The organism is Pseudomonas sp. LBUM1649 (genome assembly GCF_059716155.1).
In genome coordinates this window covers 5025482-5043249 of sequence record NZ_CP166807.1, presented here as the reverse complement: position 1 = coordinate 5043249, position 17768 = coordinate 5025482, and the positions used below count along the sequence as shown (strand labels likewise).

Genomic DNA, 17768 nt, shown 5'->3' with positions numbered 1-17768 from the left:
ATTTCCTGTAGGAGCTGCCGAAGGCTGCGATCTTTTGATCTTTAGCGGCCTTGAAGCTACTGAAAATCAAGATCAAAAGATCGCAGCCTTCGGCAGCTCCTACCTTGCCCACAACCACAAAAATGGCAACAGGAGCATTTTTCATGAGTTCATCGAACGCCGGGCAGAGCGCCGGGCAACTGGAAACCCGCGGCATCGAGCCGGTGCCGGAGGCCGAGTGCAATGGCCATCCGCTGCAGCTGTTCTGGGTCTGGTTCGCCGCCAATATTTCCATCCTCGGCCTGCCGCTGGGGGCGACCCTCGTGGCCTTTCGCGGATTGGCGATCTGGCAGGCGGTCATCGTCGCGATCCTCGGTGCCGCCGGTTCCTTCGCGGTGGTCGGGATCATTTCCATCGCTGGTCGTCGTGGCCGCGCGCCGAGCCTGACCCTGTCACGCGCCATCTTCGGCGTGCACGGCAACATCGGCCCGACCCTGGTCTCGCTGATGTCGCGCCTGGGCTGGGAAACCGTCAACACCACCACCGCCGCGTTCGTGTTGCTGTCGCTGTGCTCGATCCTCTTTGATTCGCCGGTGGAGGCCAAAAGTGCGCCGCTGCTGACCCTGTTGTTCATCGCGATTTTCGTACTGCTGACCTTGTCGGTTTCCGGCCTCGGTCACGCCACGTTGCTGGTGATCCAGAAGTGGGCGACCTACGTGTTCGGCGCACTGAACATCCTGGTCGGTGGCTTCCTCTGCGCCACCATCGACTGGAGCGCGGTGTTCAACGCCACGCCGGCGCCGATGAGTGCGATGATCATCGGTATCGGCACCATGGCGGCCGGCACCGGGATCGGTTGGGCCAACGCCGGTGCGGACATGTCGCGTTATCAGCACCGCAGCGTCAAGGCCGTGCGCCTGGTGGCGTCCGCGGCGTTCGGTGCGGGCATCCCACTGGTGCTGTTGATCACCCTCGGTGGTTTGCTGTCGGTGGGCAACAACGACCTGGCCCAGGCCACCGATCCGATCATCGCCATCCGCGACATGCTGCCGACCTGGATGGCCGTGCCATACCTGATCACCGCCTTTGGTGGCCTGCTGCTGTCGAACAACCTGTCGGTGTACTCCGCCGGCCTGACCACGCTGACCCTCGGCCTGAAGGTCAAGCGCGTCTACGCCGTGGTGGTGGACATCGTGGCGATCTTCGCCGGTTCGATTTACTTCATGTTGATCGCCGACAGTTTCTACGGCCCGTTCATCACCTTCATTTCCCTGTTGGCGGTGCCGACCACCGCGTGGGTCGGGATCTTCGTGGTCGATCTGATTCATCGTCACTACTACAGCCCCAAGGACCTGCTGGACGTGAGCCCGAGCAGCGCCTACTGGTATCGCGGCGGCGTCGAGTGGCGCGCGTTCGGTGCCTGGGCGGTGGCGATCGTGCTCGGTTTCAGCTTCACCACCATCGGCACCACGGCAGAAAACGTCTGGTTCAAAGGTTTCCTGTCCGACTCATGGCTGGGGCATAACGGTCTCGGCTGGATCGTGACCTTTGTGGTCGCCGGTGGCATTTACCTTGCACTCGGCGGGGCGAAGGATCGTCGTGCCGCGTTGATCGAGAATGCTCATGCCTAAGATGCTGCACACCGGCCAGGTCATCATCGACCTGGTCATGGCCGTGGATAAATTGCCGCAAGCGGGGGGCGACGTGTTGGCGCAGTCCGCCAGTTTCGAAGCCGGTGGCGGTTTCAATGTGATGGCGGCCGCACAGCGTAACGGTCTGTCGGTGGTCTACCTCGGTCGCCACGGCACCGGGCGTTTCGGTGACCTGGCGCGTGAAGCAATGAATGCAGAAGGCATCCAGCTCGGCATCGCTGAGCGTGCCGAGCGCGATACCGGGCTGTGCGTCGCCATCACCGACGCTTCGGCCGAACGCAGTTTCGTCTCCTATATCGGCGCCGAAGGCGAATTGACTGCGCTGGACCTTGCCAGCGTGCCGGCCGAGGCGGGCGATTATGTCTACGTCAGCGGCTACAGCCTGCTGCAGGCGGGGAAGGCACGGGCGCTGGTGGATTGGGTGCTGGCATTGCCGAGCGGGATCAACGTGGTGTTCGATCCGGGGCCGTTGGTGGATTCGCCGGACGCGCCGCTGATGCAGGCGCTGCTGGCGCGGATTGATCAGTGGACCAGTAACAGTGTCGAAGCGCTGAAGTTTACCGGCGCGACGGAGATCGCCCAGGCGCTGGATCGTCTGGTCGAGCATTTGCCGCCCGATGTGCTCATGGTCGTTCGTGACGGGCCCCATGGATGCTGGATTCATCAGCAGGGCGAACGTCGACATGTGCCGGGTTTCAAGGTGCAGGCGGTGGACAGCAATGGCGCTGGCGATGCCCATGCCGGGGTGTTTGTGGCAGGGCTGGCGCAGGGGTTGTCGGCGTTTGATGCAGCGCAAAGGGCCAATGCGGCTGCGGCGTTGGCGGTGACCCGGTGGGGGCCGGCTACTTCGCCGGGAACCGTTGAGGTGGATGAGTTAATCCGCAAGACTTTCGGCGCCTGATCCGATGTCATCGCTGGCAAGCCAGCTCCCACATGGTGAGCAGATCACCCTGTGGGAGCTGGCTTGCCAGCGATGAGGCCCTCAGATCCAATACTTGATTCGGCTCTAGCCAGCCTTCAAATTTCTCATGGGGTGATCACGCTTCCAGCTTGCGCGCCGCTTCAACGCCGGCAGCGCTGAGTTTGATCGGCAGGTTCAACGAGTGCTCGCCCGCTTCGTTGCATACCACATGACCATGTTGAATCAGCCCGCGTTCCTGCAGTGTGGCGAGGGTATTGGCCACGACTTTCTCCCCCCGGTAATTGTCCAGCACCTCCTTGCCCAGGCCACTCGGGTGGGCGTGCAGCAGGCGGGTCAGGACTTCTTTTTCCAGGTTTTTATCGACGTTCATGGTTACCTCTTCGTTGCGATGGGTAGGTAGTGCCGCGAATTACTGGCTCGCGCCCCCTAAAGAGCCTGAGCCACCGGTGGTGGTCGAGCCCATTCCGGGGTTGGCGTTATCGGGTGTCTTGGTATCGGGCAGGTTCAAGCCGCCCTGACGGCCCGCATCGTTGCCCTGGGTCCGCGGATCGGTGCCGGTTGACGGCGGCAAGCTGCTGTGGACGCCCGTACCATTGGTGTTCATACCTGGGGCGCTCTGGATGGCGGGGGCTTTGGGGCTTTCGACCGGGTTGGTCGGGCCGGTGCCGGAGGCGGTGGTCGCAGCGATGGCGAGCGGGGACAGCAGGGTGGCGAGGGCTAGGGCGGTTAACCTGGACGAGATCATGGTGGTGTCTCCATTGATTTAGAGTCCTTACCTGATGTTGGTCCGCCCCCGTTTTAAATTGGTGCCCGATGAACGACGAACGGATCAGGCCTGTCGCAGGCGATGTTTTTATTTCCCATGTGACGAGCGCCACGCACCGACTTAGTATGGCGTTTTCAACTTCTGACAAGGCACGTCCATGACGATCGAAATCCGCCCGGCAACCCCCAGTGACGCGCCGCAAATCCTCGCGTTCATCACTGAACTGGCCGACTACGAACGTGCTCGCCATGAAGTCATCGCCAGCGTCGCCGACATCGAACGCAGCCTGTTCAGTGAAGGGGCCACGGCCCATGGCCTGGTCTGCCTGCGCGATGGCTTGCCCATCGGTTTTGCGGTGTTCTTTTTCAGCTACTCCACGTGGCTGGGCAGCAACTGCCTGTACCTCGAAGACTTGTACATCACGCCTGAACAGCGTGGCGGTGGTGCGGGCAAGACCTTGTTGCGTCACCTGGCGAAGATCGCCTGTGCCAACGACTGCGGGCGCTTCGAATGGAGCGTGCTGGAGTGGAACACCCCGGCCATCGACTTCTACAAATCCCTTGGCGCGCAGCCGCAGGAGGAATGGGTGCGATACCGAATGGATGGAGCAGTCTTGCGGGATTTTGCTGAGGGCAATTGATACCGTTTTAAAGATCGCAGCCTTCGGCAGCTCCTACATGAATCGCGTGTATAGCCGATCCTGGAGCTGCCGAAGGCTGCGATTTTTTTTGTCTCATCTCAATATATGGGATAGATATTTATATATTGAGATTTGGCGGTGCCAAGGTTTATAGTCCGCTCACTCACTGCCAAAAACAGAACAGGTGAAGCGATGCAGGCGCAATTGATCGCGCTCGACTGGGGGACAACCTCATTACGTGCCTACAAACTTGCCGCGGGCGGCCAGGTGCTCGAACAGCGTTCGCTGTCGTCGGGGATCATGCAGTTGCCCAAGGCTGCGCGAATCATCAACGGCCGCGAATGCGTCGACGGTTTTGAACTGGCTTTTGACCAGGCCTGTGGAGATTGGCTCGACGAACAGCCCGACTTGCCGGTGATCGCCTGCGGCATGGTCGGCAGCGCCCAGGGCTGGTGCGAAGCGGCCTATCGCGACACACCGGCGAACGTCGCCAATCTCGGCACTTCCCTGCAAACCGTTCGCAGTCTTCGCGGTGTCGATGTGCACATCGTGCCGGGGGTGATCCAGCGTTCGCGCCTGCCTAATGTGATGCGCGGCGAGGAAACCCAGGTGCTCGGCGTACTGCAGAACCTCGCGAGTGAGGCGGGCGCCGATCTGCTGATCGGCCTGCCGGGCAGCCATTCGAAATGGGTGGAAGTGGCCGACGGCTGCATTGTGCATTTCGATACCTTCATGACCGGCGAAGTCTTCGCCGTGCTCAGCGAACACAGCATTCTGGGGCGCACCCAGCAGCGCGGCGCATCATTCGATGGCGATGCGTTCGATTGCGGCGTGCAGGTGGCGTTATCGACGGACGGCGAAATCGGTCCCTTGTCGACCTTGTTCAGCGCCCGCAGCCTCGGCCTGACCGGGGAACTCAGCGCCACGGCGCAGCCGGATTATCTGTCGGGCCTGTTGATTGGCCATGAGCTGTCAGCCCTGGCCAGCGTGCAGCGGCGTCGACGCAACAGCCTGCATCTGCCTTCGATCATCCTGATCGGCAATTCCCAACTGTGCAGCCGCTATAGCCGGGCGCTCGATGCCTGCGGTTTTGCGCGAGTGACGTTGGCCGAACAGGCCACCGAACGCGGGTTGTGGCAGCTGGCACTGGCTGCCGGTCTGATCGCGTCCAATCCAAATCGTTAAACCTGACTGGAGTCCTGACATGCTCAAACAAGCACTGGCGCAAAACGGTCTGATCGCGATCCTGCGTGGCCTGCGCCCGCAAGAAGCAGCCGCCATCGGCGAAGTCCTGTATGCAGCCGGATTTCGCGTCATCGAAGTGCCACTCAACTCCCCTGAGCCGTACGAAAGCATCCGCATCCTGCGCAGCACTTTGCCCGCCGATTGCCTGATCGGCGCGGGCACGGTGCTGACGCCGGAGCAGGTTGAACAGGTAAAGGCGGCCGGTGGCCAGGTGATCGTCATGCCCCACAGCGATCCGAAGGTTTTGCGCGCGGCGAAAGCGGCCGGCCTGTACCTGTCGCCCGGTGTCGCCACCCCGACCGAAGCCTTCGCGGCACTGGCCGAAGGCGCTGATGTGCTGAAGATGTTCCCGGCCGAGCAGATGGGCCCGGCGGTCGTCAAAGCCTGGCTCGCGGTGCTGCCGGTCGGAACCATCCTGGCGCCGGTCGGCGGCATCACCCCGGACAACATGCAGGTGTTCATCGACGCAGGCGTCAAAGGCTTCGGCCTCGGGTCCGGCCTGTTCAAACCGGGCATGACCCCGGCGCAAGTGGCGGCCAATGCCAAGGCCTACGTCGCTGCCTGGAAAGCCCTTCGCTAAGACTTTTTTGGCGCTGCGAGCGCTGCATCCAATAAGAGAGACAAATAGATGAAAATCACCAAACTGACCACCTTCATCGTTCCGCCACGCTGGTGCTTCCTCAAAGTCGAGACCGACGAAGGCGTGACCGGCTGGGGCGAGCCCGTGGTCGAAGGCCGCGCCCACACTGTCGCTGCAGCCGTTGAAGAATTATCCGACTACCTGATCGGCAAAGACCCACGCAACATCGAAGACATCTGGACCGTGCTGTACCGCGGTGGCTTCTACCGTGGCGGCGCGATCCACATGAGTGCCCTGGCCGGTATCGACCAGGCGTTGTGGGACATCAAGGGCAAGGCGCTGGGCGTGTCGGTCAGTGATCTGCTGGGTGGACAGGTGCGGGACAAGATCCGCGTGTATTCGTGGATCGGCGGCGACCGCCCGGCAGACACCGCGCGCGCTGCGAAAGAAGCGGTCAGCCGTGGTTTCACCGCAGTGAAAATGAATGGCACCGAAGAGCTGCAGTTCCTCGATACCTTCGACAAAGTCGACCTGGCCCTGGCCAACGTCGCCGCCGTGCGGGATGCGGTGGGGCCGAACGTCGGCATCGGCGTCGATTTCCATGGCCGGGTACACAAGCCCATGGCCAAGGTGCTGATGAAGGAACTCGATCCGTACAAACTGATGTTCATCGAAGAACCGGTGCTCAGCGAAAACTACGAAGCGCTGAAGGAACTGGCACCGCTGACCAGCACGCCGATTGCCCTGGGTGAGCGGTTGTTCTCGCGCTGGGATTTCAAGCGCGTACTCAGCGAAGGCTACGTCGACATCATCCAGCCGGATGCTTCCCACGCGGGCGGCATCACCGAAACCCGCAAGATCGCCAACATGGCCGAAGCCTACGACGTGGCGCTGGCGCTGCATTGCCCGCTGGGGCCGATCGCGCTGGCTGCCTGCCTGCAACTGGACGCGGTTTGCTACAACGCGTTCATCCAGGAACAGAGCCTGGGCATCCATTACAACGAGAGCAACGACCTGCTCGACTACGTGAAGGATCCGCGGGTGTTCGATTACGACAAGGGCTTCGTGAAAATCCCGAACGGCCCAGGCCTGGGGATCGAGATCAACGAGGAATACGTGATCGAACGCGCCGCAGTCGGCCACCGCTGGCGCAATCCGATCTGGCGCCATGCCGACGGCAGTTTTGCCGAGTGGTGAGTTCTCCCTGACCCACCCCGCCCCTGTAGGAGCACGGCTTGCCTGCGATGGCGTCAGTACTGACGCCGCTGACCATCAGCCAGAACGTGTTGGCCCAATCGCGGGCAAGCCTTGCTCCTACAGGGTTACGTTGCGCCCACTGACCTCAATAAACATAAGAAGAGGCACTCCCCATGCAACCGCAAACCCTCACCGGGCAGGCGTCGTTGGCGGCGCCCAGCCGCAAGCGGTTTTTCATCATGGTCCTGCTGTTCATCACCGTGGTGATCAACTACCTGGACCGCAGCAACCTGTCGATCGCAGCGCCAGCGCTGACCAGCGACCTGGGCATTGATCCAATCCACGTCGGCCTGATCTTCTCGGCCTTCGGCTGGACCTACGCCGCCATGCAGATTCCCGGGGGCTGGCTGGTGGACCGGGTGCCGCCGCGCATTCTCTATACCGCCGCACTCCTGTTATGGTCGATTGCCACGGTGATGCTCGGCTTCGCGGGCAGTTTCATCGCCCTGTTCGTGTTGCGCATGGCGGTCGGCGCCCTGGAAGCACCGGCGTATCCGATCAACAGCCGCGTGGTCACCACCTGGTTCCCGGAGCGTGAGCGCGCCACGGCCATCGGTTTCTACACCTCCGGGCAGTTTGTCGGCCTGGCATTCCTGACACCGGTGCTGGCCTGGCTCCAGCACGAATTCGGCTGGCACATGGTGTTTGTCGCCACTGGCGCAGTGGGCATTCTCTGGGCGGTAATCTGGTACGCGGTGTATCGCGAGCCACGGGATTTCAGAGGTGCCAACGAAGCCGAAATCGACTTGATCCGCGAAGGCGGCGGGTTGGTGGATATCCAGGCCGAACAAGCCAAGGTCAAAGCCAAGTTCAGCTGGACCGACCTGGGGATTGTCCTGACCAAGCGCAAGCTCTGGGGCATCTACCTCGGCCAGTTCTGCCTCAACTCGACACTGTGGTTTTTCCTGACGTGGTTCCCCACCTATCTGGTGAAATACCGCGGCATGGACTTCATCAAATCCGGCTTGCTGGCATCGCTGCCGTTCCTCGCGGCGTTCGTCGGTGTGCTGTGTTCCGGGTTCTTCTCGGACTTCCTGATCCGTCGAGGCTACACCGTAGGTTTCGCCCGCAAGTTGCCGATCATCAGTGGTCTGCTGATTTCCACTTCGATCATTGGCGCCAACTTCGTCGAATCGACGCCGCTGGTGATTGCCTTCCTCGCGCTGGCGTTTTTCGGCAACGGCCTGGCTTCGATCACCTGGTCGCTGGTGTCGACCCTGGCTCCGGCGCGCTTGCTCGGGCTGACCGGCGGGGTGTTCAACTTCATCGGCAACCTGTCGGCCATCGCCACGCCGATCGTGATCGGCTTCCTTGCCAGCGGTGATTCCTTTGCCCCGGCCATCACCTATATCTCGGTTCTGGCGTTGATCGGAGCACTTTCCTACATCTTGCTGGTGGGCAAGGTCGAGCGTATCAAGTTGTAGTCGTGACCTGCGGGCGACCATAATGCCGCCCGTTCACTCGCTCAACGGTAAAGGCTGGATATGCAGGAAGACGCCCCAAAAATCGCCAAGGACGCCGCACCCACCGGCACCCAGACACTGCTTCGCGGTCTGGGTGTGGTCCAGGCCGTGGCCAGTGGCGCCCGCGATCTCAAGGAAATCGCCCGTTTGATCGGCACCACGCGCAGCACCACCCATCGCCTGGCCAGTTGCCTGGTGGACGAGCGATATCTGCGGGTGGTGCCGCAAGTCGGTTATCTGTTGGGGCCCAAGCTGATCGAGCTGGGGTTTCAGGCGCGCGAAGAATTGCCGCTGGTGACCCTGGCCGGGCCGTATCTGGATGAGTTGTCGGCGCTGACCGGCGACACCATTCACCTGGCCATCCGCGAAGGCGACGAGGTGCTGTACCTGCATAAGAATCCGGGGCGCAACGGCCCGGAAATGCGTTCGCGGGTCGGCCATCGCATGCCGTTGGCGCGCACCGGGATCGGCAAGGCGCTGATGCTCGATGACTCGCCGCAAGAATGGCAGCGCTTGTACGAAGTCAGCCTGCCGGTGGGTGGGAAAAATCAATTCTGGCCGCAGCACCCGGAGCAGTCCTGGGAGCAATTCCAGCAGCGCATGATCGAGTACGTGGCCGGTGGTTACGCCTTCGATCTGGAAGACAACGAACCGTCGATCCGCTGCGTGGCGGCGCCGATCCGCGATGCCAGCAAACGCATTGTTGCCGGTATCAGTATCGCCAGCACCGTGCCGTACATGCCGCTGGAAAAAATGGCCGAGCTGATTCCCCTGATCAAAGGGGTCACGGCCCGGCTCTCGGCAGAACTCGGCGCTAAGGTTTAGAGCTTCAGCGTTGCCATGTCGATGACAAAGCGGTACTTCACGTCACCAGCAATCATGCGCGCATAGGCTTCGTTGATCTGGCGGATGTCGAGCATCTCGATGTCGCAGGTGATGTTGTGCTCGGCGCAGAAATCCAGCACTTCCTGGGTTTCGGCGATGCCGCCGATCAGCGAGCCGGCCAACACGCGACGGCTCATCACCAGTTTGCCGGCATGCACCGGCGGATCCACCGGCTCGATCAAGCCCACCAGAATGTGCACGCCGTCGAAGCGCAGCGTATCAAGGTAGGGATTGAGATCGTGCTGCACCGGAATGGTGTCCAGCAGGAAGTCGAAATGTCCCGCTGCGGCCTTCATCTGTTCGGCATCGGTGGAAACGATGACGTGGTCCGCCCCCTGGCGACGGGCTTCTTCAGCCTTGCTCGCCGAACGGGTGAACAACGTCACTTCGGCCCCCATCGCTTTGGCGAACTTGATGCCCATGTGGCCGAGTCCGCCCATGCCAAGAATCCCCACCTTGTCGCCGGCCTTGACGCCGTAGTGCTTGAGCGGCGAATAGGTGGTGATACCGGCACACAGGATCGGTGCGGCGCTGGCCAGGTCGAATTTTTCCGGGATGCGCACGACGAAGTGCTCACTGACCACGATGCTGTCGGAATAGCCGCCCATGGTGTTGCTGCCATCGACCCGGTCCGGGGTGGCGTAGGTCATGGTCGGGCCTTCGAGGCAGTATTGCTCGAGGTTGGCGTGGCAGGCATCGCAACTGCGGCAGGAGTCGACCATGCAGCCGACGCCGACCAGATCGCCGACCTTATGTTGAGTAACGTTCGCACCTATGGCGGTAACTTTTCCGACAATCTCGTGGCCAGGCATCAGCGGGTAAACGGCAATGCCCCATTCGTTGCGTGCCTGATGGATGTCGGAATGGCACACGCCGCAGTAGAGAATCTCGATTGCGACGTCGTCGGGCCGTGGGCTGCGACGTTGGAATTTCATCGGGGCGAGGGGAGTGGTGGCCGACTGGGCGGCGTATCCGATGGCGGTGTACATGGTGAGCCTCGCAAAAGCGTTAACAGGTGAGGCGGCGCATTCTGGGCGCCGGACCCCGTCGCGGCCATGGCGATTCCTCCGGGTGTCATGCCTATTCCTCCGGCATCCGGCTTTGATCGAGCGCATTGGCTTTCAGACCTGCGATGATGCTTTCATCCCTTTTTCCGTGACTTTTTTTGTGAAGAGTTCAATGTTGTTGACCCGTCATCTAGATGCCAATGCCACGCTGGTTTCGCTGATCGAGCCGCTATCGACGCGCGACGGATTCGTTCCGACCGCGTTGCCGGGTGTGCAGGTTCTGCGCGCCAGTTGCGATGTGGCCCGTGGGCCGCAGATCTACGAGCCGAGCCTGGTGATCATCGCCCAGGGCAGCAAACTGGCGTATCTGGGGCCGCGCACCCTTGAATACGGGGCAGGGCACTATCTGATTCAGGCGCTACCGGTGCCGTTCGAGTGTGAAACCTTTGCCGCGCCGGATGGGCCGATGCTCGGGGTGTCGGTAGCGATTGACCGGGTAATGCTGGGCGAATTGGTGCTGGCGATGGGCTTGGCACCGGGGCGGCAAATTCCGGCGCAAACGCCGGAGTCCATGACCTCGGCAGTGCTCGATGACGCCATGCGCGGTTGTGTCGAGCGCTTGTTGCGCTGCCTGCACGATCCGCTGGAATGCCTGATCATGGGGCAAGCGCGTTTGCGTGAATTGTTGTTCGTCGCCTTGCGCGGTCCGCAAGCCGATGTGTTGCGCGCACTGGTGGAGCAGCAGGGGCAATTCGCGCGGATCGCGGCATCCCTCAGTCATCTGCACGCGCATTACACCGAGTCGCTGAACGTCGAGACCCTGGCCAGTTGCGCGAACATGAGTGCGTCGACCTTTCATGAGCATTTCAAGCGCAGCACGTTGTTGTCGCCGGTGCAGTATCTGAAGCGATTGCGTTTGCTCAGGGCGCAGCAGTTGTTGCTGGGCGAGGGGCTGGGCGTGGCGCAGGTGGCGCATCGGGTGGGTTATCAGAGCACTTCGCAGTTCAGTCGGGAGTACAAGCGCTACTTCGAGCGCAGCCCCGGAGACGAGCGCGCAGCCTGAAGCCGCGTAGATCCCCTGTAGGAGCTGAGCTTGCTCGCGATAGCGGTGGGTCAGGCGAGAGCAATATTGGATGACCCGCCGCTATCGCGAGCAAGCTCGGCTCCTACAGGTGGGCGGTGTTGTTGCAGGAATTGCAGGCAACAAAAAGGCCCCCGTTTCGGGAGCCTTGATGTTCAGCGGTTGGGCTTACATGTTCGGGTAAGTCGGGCCGCCGGCACCTTCCGGTGCCACCCAGGTGATGTTCTGTGCAGGGTCCTTGATGTCGCAGGTCTTGCAGTGAACACAGTTCTGGGCGTTGATCTGGAAGCGCTTCTCGCCGTCTTCCTTGGTCACCACTTCATACACACCAGCCGGGCAGTAACGCTGGGCAGGTTCGTCGTACAGCGGCAGGTTCTTGCTGATCGGGATGCTCGCGTCGGCCAGTTTCAGGTGGCACGGCTGCTCTTCTTCGTGGTTGGTACCGGAGATGAACACCGAGCTCAGTTTGTCGAAGCTGATCTTGCCGTCCGGTTTCGGATAGTCGATCTTCTTGCAGTCGGCCGCCAGTTTCAGGCACGCGTAATCCGGCTTGGTGTCGTGCAGGGTGAACGGCAGTTTGCCGCCGAAGATGTTCTGGTCCAGCCAGTTGAAACCGCCGCCGACGATAGCGCCGAACTTGTGGATCGCCGGGCCGAAGTTGCGGCTGGCGAACAATTCTTCGTGGAGCCAGCTGTTCTTGAACGCGTCGACGTAGGTGGTCAGCTCTTCGGTGCCATCCTTGTCGGCGAACAGTGCGTCAGCCACCGATTCGGCGGCAAGCATGCCGGACTTCATCGCGGTGTGGCTGCCTTTGATCTTGGCGAAGTTCAGGGTGCCAAGGTCGCAGCCGATCAGCGCGCCGCCCTTGAATACCATCTTCGGCAGCGAGTTCAGGCCGCCCTTGCAGATGGCGCGGGCGCCGTAGCTGATGCGCTTGCCGCCTTCCAGGTACTGTTTGAGCACCGGGTGATGCTTGAGGCGCTGGAACTCGTCGAACGGAGACAGGTAGGTGTTGCTGTAGGACAGGTCGACGATCAGGCCGACGACCACCTGGTTGTTTTCCAAGTGGTAGAGGAACGAGCCACCGGTGTTCTCGGTGCCCATGATGTCCATCGGCCAGCCGGCGGTGTGGACCACCAGGCCTGGCTGATGCTTGGCCGGATCGACTTCCCAGATTTCCTTCAGGCCGATGCCGTAGTGCTGCACGTCGGAATCATTGTCGAGGTTGAAGCGCTTGATCAGCTGCTTGCCGATGTGGCCACGGCAACCTTCGGCGAACAGCGTGTATTTGCCACGCAGTTCCATGCCTGGGGTGTACAGGCCTTCTTTTGGGTTGCCTTCGCGGTCAACGCCCAGATCGCCGGTGATGATCCCGCGGACCACGCCGTTTTCGTCGAACAGTGCTTCCTGGGCAGCGAAGCCCGGGTAGATTTCCACGCCCAGGTTCTCGGCCTGCTGGGCGAGCCAGCGGCACAGGTTGCCCAGGGAAATGATGTAGTTGCCTTCGTTGTGCATGGTCTTGGGCACAAAGAAGTCAGGAACTTTTTGCCCGCTTTCGGCGTTTTTCAGCACGAAAATGTCATCGCGGGTGACCGGCGTGTTCAGCGGCGCGCCAAGTTCTTTCCAGTCCGGGAACAGTTCGTTCAGGGCGCGGGGTTCGAATACCGCACCGGACAAGATGTGAGCACCGACTTCGGAGCCTTTTTCGACCACGCAGACGCTGATTTCCTTACCGGCTTCGGCGGCCTTCTGCTTCAATCGGCAGGCAGCGGAAAGACCAGCGGGGCCGGCACCGACGATGACCACGTCGAATTCCATGTATTCGCGTTCCACAGGTTATCTCCTACTCAAGGCTCAACAGTTTTTTTTCTAATATGGAGGTTGGGTGTCGCATCCATGAATCCCTGCGCAACGCCGGGAGAGGACAATCGATTAACCACCTTTCTCTTTGGTGGCGCATTATATCTACACCACTCTCAGCGTCCAATACAAACGTTTGTTTGAAATGGCTCCAAGCCAGAGAAATCAAAGTCACGCGGGTTATGAACGGCCATTTTGCCGTATTGACCGGAATAGGTGTTCCGGTCAAGATACGGGCGGTTTTGCGCTCGCCGTAGGCTGACTGTTGGTTTCAAGAGCACCTCTAAAGACAGGGCGATGGCAGTAGAAGGTGATGCGCCGCGCGGGTTTGGCGCGCAGTTTACACGTCGCGATATTGAATGACCCGTTAGTCACTCCTGACGGACGGTCATCAGCATCATGAGCGATGGTCACTTGACACCTTTGCCGGCGTTTTTGGAGGTGCCCTTGCGCCCGATGAGCATTATCCGCCAGGTTCGCCTAGGCGATTTTCTTTTCACCGGAGAGTAACGAGGAATCCATGAAGGTTCTTGTAGCTGTCAAACGCGTTGTGGATTACAACGTCAAGGTCCGCGTCAAGGCGGACAATTCCGGCGTCGATCTTGCCAACGTCAAGATGTCGATGAACCCGTTCTGCGAGATCGCCGTGGAAGAAGCCGTACGCCTGAAAGAAAAAGGTGTTGCGACTGAAATCGTCGTCGTCTCCGTCGGCCCGTCCACCGCTCAAGAGCAACTGCGCACCGCGCTGGCTCTGGGTGCCGATCGCGCCATCCTCGTCGAGTCTGCCGAAGACCTGACCTCCCTGGCCGTTGCAAAACTGTTGAAAGCCGTTGTCGACAAGGAACAGCCTCAGCTGGTGATCCTTGGCAAACAAGCCATCGACAGCGACAACAACCAGACCGGCCAGATGCTGGCTGCACTGAGCGGCTACGGTCAGGGCACCTTCGCGTCCAAAGTCGAGATCAGCGGCGACAGCGTTGCTGTGACCCGCGAAGTCGACGGCGGCGCGCAGACAGTTTCCCTGAAGCTGCCGGCCATCGTCACCACCGACCTGCGTTTGAACGAGCCGCGCTACGCGTCTCTGCCAAACATCATGAAAGCCAAGAAGAAGCCTCTCGAAGTGCTGACTCCGGACGCTTTGGGCGTTTCCACCGCCTCCACCAACACAACCTTGAAAGTCGAAGCGCCTGCTGCACGCAGCGCGGGTATCAAGGTCAAGTCGGTGGCTGAACTGGTTGAAAAACTCAAGAACGAAGCGAAGGTAATCTAAATGACTATCTTGGTTATTGCTGAACACGACAACAAAGTAGTGGCCCCGGCCACACTGAACACCGTTGCTGCCGCTGCCAAGATTGGCGGCGACATCCACGTTCTGGTTGCAGGCCAAGGCGTTGGTGCCGTGGCTGAAGCCGCTGCGAAAATCGCTGGCGTGGCTAAAGTGCTGGTGGCCGACAACGCTGCCTACGCTCACCAGTTGCCGGAAAACGTTGCTCCTCTGGTTGCCGAGCTGGGCGCTGGTTACAGCCACATCCTGGCTGCTGCCACTTCCAACGGTAAAAACATCCTGCCGCGCGTTGCCGCTGCACTGGACGTTGACCAGATCTCCGAGATCATCTCGGTAGAAAGCGCTGACACCTTCAAGCGTCCGATCTATGCCGGTAACGCCATCGCTACCGTTCAGTCGAACGCTGCGGTCAAAGTGATCACCGTGCGTGCCACCGGTTTCGACCCGGTTGCCGCTGAAGGTGGTTCCGCTGCCGTTGAATCCGTTTCTGCTGCTCACGACGCTGCGATCTCCAGCTTCGTCGGCGAAGAGCTGGCCAAGTCCGATCGTCCGGAACTGACCGCTGCCAAAATCGTCGTTTCCGGCGGCCGCGGCATGCAGAACGGCGACAACTTCAAACACCTGTACGCCTTGGCCGACAAGCTGGGCGCTGCCGTCGGTGCTTCCCGCGCCGCGGTCGACGCAGGTTTCGTACCCAACGACATGCAGGTCGGTCAGACCGGCAAGATCGTTGCTCCACAGCTGTACATCGCCGTCGGTATCTCCGGCGCGATCCAGCACCTGGCCGGCATGAAAGACTCCAAAGTGATCGTTGCGATCAACAAGGACGAAGAAGCGCCGATCTTCCAGGTGGCCGATTACGGCCTGGTGGCGGACCTGTTCGAAGCCATCCCTGAGTTTGAGAAGCTGGTCTAATCCGGCTGCTTCACTTATAAAGAGCCCGACCCTTTGGTCGGGCTTTTTTTTTGTGCTTTTTCCCCTGTAGGAGCGAGCATGCTCGCGATGGTCTCAAATGCACCGCGTGCATCCAGGTTCCCCGCGTCATCGTTGACGTCCATCGCGAGCATGCTCGCTCCTACAGGGATATAAACCGTTTAAATGTGAGAGTATTGCCATGGATCTGCGCCGCGTGTGTGGCTGGTCGTTGCTGTTGGGGCTGACGGTGCCCGGACTGTCCATCGCCGCCGGCAAGTGCGAACGCCTGGTGGTGACCGGCAGCCCCGATGCGCCACCGTACCTGTGGCAAGACCCGCAAAATCCCAAGCACCTGATCGGCGCCAGTGCCGATTTGTTGCAGCAGGTAGCAGGGCAGTTGGGACTCAAGGTCGAACTGCTCTACGCCGGCAAACGCTCCCAGGCCTTGGACGAAGTGCGCAGCGGGCGCATGGACATGCTGGCCGATGCGCCACTGACGGTCGCTGAGCTCGAATCCCTGGACTACATTCATCCACCGTTGCTGGAAAACGATTATCTGGTGTGGACCCGCAAGGATTCGTCGCTGGTCTACAACGAAGTCCAGGATCTGCACGGTCATCCCGGCGCTTTGTCGGAAAAGTCTCGATTGACCTCGCAATTCGCCACTTTCGCCGAGCAGCAATTGACCCTCACCCGTACGCCAAACCTGACCCAGGCCTTTCAAAAACTACTCTTGGGGGAGGTGGAGTTTGTCTTGGCAGGGCGCTACTCCGGCATGGCAATGGCGCAGACCCTGGGCATGGCCAATGACCTGGTCGCCCGCGCGCAACCGGTCGACAAACCGGGACTGTTTCTGGCGATTTCCCACAACTCCGCCTGCAACGATCCGTGGTTGCGCGGACAGTTGGCCAAAAAGATGACAGAATTGCCCGCGTCCGGACTGACGGAGGCCGTGCTGTTGCGCAATATCGAGCGCTGGAACGCTCAACTTTCTCAACGGCAGAAACAACCTGTCAGTACCCCAAAACAGTAGGGATTTTTAGTGAGTATTCGACCTCTTTTCGCTGCCCTGGCCCTTCTGGCTCTGGCGGGTTGTGCAGCCGATCCGGCGCCGAATGAACAAATGCGCCTGACCGCACAGGCCGTCGAGCAAGCCAAGGCCGTGGGTGCCTCTGCCGACGATGTGCCGGAAATGAAACTGGCCGAAGACAAGTACAACCGGGCCAAGGGCAGCATGGCTGACCAGTCTTTCAGGAATGCGCGGATGCGCGCCGAGCAGGCCGAGCTGGACGCGCGCCTGGCCGAAGCCCGGGTCCTGACCCTCAAGAGTGAAGAACAACTGAACGTGCTCAATACCCGTATAGCCCGCCTGCACAAGCAGTTGGGAGATGCCCAATGAGCCTCAAGTCCAACGTTCTCGGCGTTTTGATCCTCGCAGGTACTGTGAGCCTTGTTGGCTGCGCCGGCCAGCACGGCGAAGTGGCGCTGCAACAGGCTGGCGCCGACTTCCAGAAGGTCAAGGAAGACTCCAACGTGCTGCGCATCGCCCCCAAGGACGTGATTCGCGCCGGTGAGTCCCTGGCCCGCGCCGACCGTTTGTCCAGCTATTGGGGCAGCGGCTCGGATGTGGTGCATTACGCTTACCTCAGCCAGCGCTACAGCGAAATCGCCAGGGAGCACACCAATCAGGTGCTCAACCAAGAGCGCGCAGCCAAGCTCGAGCTGGAACGTCAGCGCCTGCAACTGGCCTTGCGCGAATCCAAGTTGCTCAGCGTGCAGCAGCAGGGCAAATGGCTGGAAGAGCAGATCCTTGCACTGGCCACCACCCAGACCAACCGTGGTCTGGTGATGACCCTGGGCGATGTGTTGTTCGACACTGGCGAAGCAGAGCTGAAAAACTCGGCCAACCGCGTGGTGTTGAAGATTGTGCAGTTCCTGCAGCTCAACCCCAGGCGCGTGGTGCGCATCGAAGGCTACGCCGACAGTACCGGCGGCAAGCAGGAAAACCTCAAGCTGTCCCGTGACCGAGCGCAATCGGTGGCGGATGTGCTGATAGACCTGGGCATCGATGACAAGCGTATCCGGGTTGAAGGGTATGGCGATGAGTACCCGGTCGACGCGAATGCCTCCGAACGGGGCCGGGCGCAGAACCGTCGGGTGGAAATTGTGTTCTCCGACGAAAAAGGCCAGCTCGGCGCTGCCCGATAAAGGGTAGCATCGTTGGAAAGCCC

19 protein-coding genes are annotated in these 17768 nt (G+C 60.8%); 14 read left to right on the top strand and 5 right to left on the bottom strand.

Annotated features, from left to right (window positions below):
* Nucleotides 1-143: 143 nt before the first annotated feature.
* Complete coding sequence (locus ACA058_RS23265; RefSeq protein ID WP_497636082.1) at nucleotides 144-1610, top strand: purine-cytosine permease family protein; 1467 nt, start codon at nucleotides 144-146, stop codon at nucleotides 1608-1610.
* Nucleotides 1603-2532 carry a PfkB family carbohydrate kinase gene (locus tag ACA058_RS23260; RefSeq protein WP_497636081.1) on the top strand — a complete coding sequence of 310 codons (930 nt, stop codon included), beginning with the start codon at nucleotides 1603-1605 and terminating at the stop codon, nucleotides 2530-2532. Before ACA058_RS23265 ends, ACA058_RS23260 begins: the two co-directional genes overlap by 8 nt.
* Nucleotides 2533-2668: 136 nt before the next feature.
* Here the strand turns inward: ACA058_RS23260 and ACA058_RS23255 are convergent, their stop codons facing one another.
* Both ACA058_RS23255 and ACA058_RS23250 read right to left on the bottom strand, forming a co-directional pair.
* On the bottom strand, nucleotides 2669-2923 hold the full coding sequence (locus ACA058_RS23255; protein ID WP_497636080.1) for a hypothetical protein: 255 nt from the start codon (nucleotides 2921-2923) through the stop codon (nucleotides 2669-2671).
* Nucleotides 2924-2962: 39 nt separating this feature from the next.
* Nucleotides 2963-3298 (bottom strand): hypothetical protein, encoded by a 336-nt coding sequence (locus tag ACA058_RS23250; RefSeq protein ID WP_497636079.1) that lies wholly within the window; start codon nucleotides 3296-3298, stop codon nucleotides 2963-2965.
* Nucleotides 3299-3476: 178 nt separating this feature from the next.
* On the opposite strand from ACA058_RS23250, the gene ACA058_RS23245 reads away from it, so the two are divergent.
* The 6 genes from ACA058_RS23245 (at nucleotide 3477) to ACA058_RS23220 (ending at nucleotide 9329) form a co-directional block, all read left to right on the top strand.
* Nucleotides 3477-3959, top strand: coding sequence for a GNAT family N-acetyltransferase (locus ACA058_RS23245; RefSeq protein WP_497636078.1), 483 nt, complete (start codon nucleotides 3477-3479; stop codon nucleotides 3957-3959).
* A 192-nt stretch (nucleotides 3960-4151) separates the two neighbouring features.
* On the top strand, nucleotides 4152-5144 hold the full coding sequence (locus tag ACA058_RS23240) for a 2-dehydro-3-deoxygalactonokinase (protein WP_497636077.1): 993 nt from the start codon (nucleotides 4152-4154) through the stop codon (nucleotides 5142-5144).
* Between the two features lie 19 nt (nucleotides 5145-5163).
* Nucleotides 5164-5784 (top strand): 2-dehydro-3-deoxy-6-phosphogalactonate aldolase, encoded by a 621-nt coding sequence (locus ACA058_RS23235; RefSeq protein ID WP_497636076.1) that lies wholly within the window; start codon nucleotides 5164-5166, stop codon nucleotides 5782-5784.
* A 48-nt stretch (nucleotides 5785-5832) separates the two neighbouring features.
* Nucleotides 5833-6981, top strand: a complete 1149-nt coding sequence (gene dgoD / locus ACA058_RS23230) for a galactonate dehydratase (protein WP_046815968.1) — start codon at nucleotides 5833-5835, stop codon at nucleotides 6979-6981.
* A gap of 173 nt (nucleotides 6982-7154) precedes the next feature.
* Nucleotides 7155-8465: an MFS transporter gene (locus tag ACA058_RS23225; protein ID WP_497636075.1), complete on the top strand. Its 1311-nt coding sequence runs from the start codon at nucleotides 7155-7157 to the stop codon at nucleotides 8463-8465.
* 60 nt (nucleotides 8466-8525) lie between these two features.
* Nucleotides 8526-9329: an IclR family transcriptional regulator gene (locus tag ACA058_RS23220; protein ID WP_497636074.1), complete on the top strand. Its 804-nt coding sequence runs from the start codon at nucleotides 8526-8528 to the stop codon at nucleotides 9327-9329.
* On the opposite strand, the gene ACA058_RS23215 is transcribed toward ACA058_RS23220, so the two are convergent.
* Nucleotides 9326-10378, bottom strand: coding sequence for an NAD(P)-dependent alcohol dehydrogenase (locus tag ACA058_RS23215; protein WP_497636073.1), 1053 nt, complete (start codon nucleotides 10376-10378; stop codon nucleotides 9326-9328). The two genes, ACA058_RS23220 and ACA058_RS23215, sit on opposite strands and share 4 nt — an antisense overlap.
* A gap of 190 nt (nucleotides 10379-10568) precedes the next feature.
* On the opposite strand from ACA058_RS23215, the gene ACA058_RS23210 reads away from it, so the two are divergent.
* The gene (locus ACA058_RS23210) at nucleotides 10569-11459 is read left to right on the top strand and encodes an AraC family transcriptional regulator (protein ID WP_497636072.1); all 891 of its coding nucleotides are present in this window, start codon (nucleotides 10569-10571) and stop codon (nucleotides 11457-11459) included.
* Between the two features lie 186 nt (nucleotides 11460-11645).
* Here the strand turns inward: ACA058_RS23210 and ACA058_RS23205 are convergent, their stop codons facing one another.
* Nucleotides 11646-13310, bottom strand: coding sequence for an electron transfer flavoprotein-ubiquinone oxidoreductase (locus ACA058_RS23205; RefSeq protein ID WP_497636071.1), 1665 nt, complete (start codon nucleotides 13308-13310; stop codon nucleotides 11646-11648).
* A gap of 547 nt (nucleotides 13311-13857) precedes the next feature.
* Here ACA058_RS23205 and ACA058_RS23200 point away from each other — a divergent pair.
* Nucleotides 13858-14607, top strand: coding sequence for an electron transfer flavoprotein subunit beta/FixA family protein (locus ACA058_RS23200; protein WP_108215380.1), 750 nt, complete (start codon nucleotides 13858-13860; stop codon nucleotides 14605-14607).
* Nucleotides 14608-15537, top strand: coding sequence for an electron transfer flavoprotein subunit alpha/FixB family protein (locus ACA058_RS23195; RefSeq protein ID WP_497636070.1), 930 nt, complete (start codon nucleotides 14608-14610; stop codon nucleotides 15535-15537).
* A gap of 14 nt (nucleotides 15538-15551) precedes the next feature.
* On the opposite strand, the gene ACA058_RS23190 is transcribed toward ACA058_RS23195, so the two are convergent.
* Complete coding sequence (locus ACA058_RS23190; RefSeq protein WP_497636069.1) at nucleotides 15552-15689, bottom strand: hypothetical protein; 138 nt, start codon at nucleotides 15687-15689, stop codon at nucleotides 15552-15554.
* 47 nt (nucleotides 15690-15736) lie between these two features.
* Between ACA058_RS23190 and ACA058_RS23185 the strand changes: the two genes are divergently transcribed.
* Genes ACA058_RS23185 through ACA058_RS23175 form a run of 3 tightly spaced genes read left to right on the top strand, consistent with a single transcriptional unit; the run spans nucleotide 15737 to nucleotide 17745 of the window.
* Nucleotides 15737-16570: a substrate-binding periplasmic protein gene (locus tag ACA058_RS23185; RefSeq protein ID WP_497636068.1), complete on the top strand. Its 834-nt coding sequence runs from the start codon at nucleotides 15737-15739 to the stop codon at nucleotides 16568-16570.
* Nucleotides 16571-16579: 9 nt separating this feature from the next.
* A complete protein-coding gene (locus ACA058_RS23180; RefSeq protein ID WP_497636067.1) occupies nucleotides 16580-16936 on the top strand; it encodes a DUF4398 domain-containing protein in 357 nt (118 codons plus the stop codon).
* Nucleotides 16933-17745: an OmpA family protein gene (locus tag ACA058_RS23175; RefSeq protein WP_497636066.1), complete on the top strand. Its 813-nt coding sequence runs from the start codon at nucleotides 16933-16935 to the stop codon at nucleotides 17743-17745. The genes ACA058_RS23180 and ACA058_RS23175 overlap by 4 nt, the downstream gene beginning before the upstream one ends.
* Nucleotides 17746-17768: the final 23 nt, after the last annotated feature.

Bases quoted from the DNA above. Each gene is read 5' to 3' on its own strand.
- ACA058_RS23265 (WP_497636082.1), top strand. From the start codon at position 144: ATGAGTTCATCGAACGCCGGGCAGAGCGCCGGGCAACTGGAAACCCGC.
- ACA058_RS23260 (WP_497636081.1), top strand. From the start codon at position 1,603: ATGCCTAAGATGCTGCACACCGGCCAGGTCATCATCGACCTGGTCATG.
- ACA058_RS23255 (WP_497636080.1), bottom strand. From the start codon at position 2,923: ATGAACGTCGATAAAAACCTGGAAAAAGAAGTCCTGACCCGCCTGCTG.
- ACA058_RS23250 (WP_497636079.1), bottom strand. From the start codon at position 3,298: ATGATCTCGTCCAGGTTAACCGCCCTAGCCCTCGCCACCCTGCTGTCC.
- ACA058_RS23245 (WP_497636078.1), top strand. From the start codon at position 3,477: ATGACGATCGAAATCCGCCCGGCAACCCCCAGTGACGCGCCGCAAATC.
- ACA058_RS23240 (WP_497636077.1), top strand. From the start codon at position 4,152: ATGCAGGCGCAATTGATCGCGCTCGACTGGGGGACAACCTCATTACGT.
- ACA058_RS23235 (WP_497636076.1), top strand. From the start codon at position 5,164: ATGCTCAAACAAGCACTGGCGCAAAACGGTCTGATCGCGATCCTGCGT.
- dgoD (WP_046815968.1), top strand. From the start codon at position 5,833: ATGAAAATCACCAAACTGACCACCTTCATCGTTCCGCCACGCTGGTGC.
- ACA058_RS23225 (WP_497636075.1), top strand. From the start codon at position 7,155: ATGCAACCGCAAACCCTCACCGGGCAGGCGTCGTTGGCGGCGCCCAGC.
- ACA058_RS23220 (WP_497636074.1), top strand. From the start codon at position 8,526: ATGCAGGAAGACGCCCCAAAAATCGCCAAGGACGCCGCACCCACCGGC.
- ACA058_RS23215 (WP_497636073.1), bottom strand. From the start codon at position 10,378: ATGTACACCGCCATCGGATACGCCGCCCAGTCGGCCACCACTCCCCTC.
- ACA058_RS23210 (WP_497636072.1), top strand. From the start codon at position 10,569: ATGTTGTTGACCCGTCATCTAGATGCCAATGCCACGCTGGTTTCGCTG.
- ACA058_RS23200 (WP_108215380.1), top strand. From the start codon at position 13,858: ATGAAGGTTCTTGTAGCTGTCAAACGCGTTGTGGATTACAACGTCAAG.
- ACA058_RS23195 (WP_497636070.1), top strand. From the start codon at position 14,608: ATGACTATCTTGGTTATTGCTGAACACGACAACAAAGTAGTGGCCCCG.
- ACA058_RS23190 (WP_497636069.1), bottom strand. From the start codon at position 15,689: ATGCTCGCGATGGACGTCAACGATGACGCGGGGAACCTGGATGCACGC.
- ACA058_RS23185 (WP_497636068.1), top strand. From the start codon at position 15,737: ATGGATCTGCGCCGCGTGTGTGGCTGGTCGTTGCTGTTGGGGCTGACG.
- ACA058_RS23175 (WP_497636066.1), top strand. From the start codon at position 16,933: ATGAGCCTCAAGTCCAACGTTCTCGGCGTTTTGATCCTCGCAGGTACT.